Source organism: Pseudomonas pudica (genome assembly GCF_015680405.1).
In the GTDB taxonomy this organism is placed as follows: domain Bacteria; phylum Pseudomonadota; class Gammaproteobacteria; order Pseudomonadales; family Pseudomonadaceae; genus Aquipseudomonas; species Aquipseudomonas pudica.
Window position 1 is genome coordinate 1 of record NZ_JADLJS010000118.1, and the last position, 308, is coordinate 308.

At 54.9% G+C, this 308-nt stretch carries 2 tRNA genes; both read right to left on the reverse strand.

What is annotated here, in order from left to right:
• Positions 1-6 precede the first annotated feature (6 nt).
• Positions 7-82: transfer RNA gene (locus IRZ77_RS26725), tRNA-Ala, on the reverse strand.
• Between the two features lie 24 nt (positions 83-106).
• Positions 107-183, reverse strand: a tRNA-Ile gene (locus IRZ77_RS26730).
• Positions 184-308 lie beyond the last annotated feature (125 nt).

A 308-nucleotide genomic window follows, 5' to 3' on the forward strand; every position in this document is an offset into this window, starting at 1 on the left:
CAAAAGTGGTGGAGCCAAGCGGGATCGAACCGCTGACCTCCTGCGTGCAAGGCAGGCGCTCTCCCAGCTGAGCTATGGCCCCGTATTCTACGGCTGAACCATGTAATGGTAGGTCTGGGCAGATTTGAACTGCCGACCTCACCCTTATCAGGGGTGCGCTCTAACCAACTGAGCTACAGACCTATAACAGGGTCGCGTTACAGCATCGTCTTTTACAATGAATCAAGCAATTCGTGTGGGAGCTCATCAGCAGGCTGATGTCGTCGATTAAGGAGGTGATCCAGCCGCAGGTTCCCCTACGGCTACCT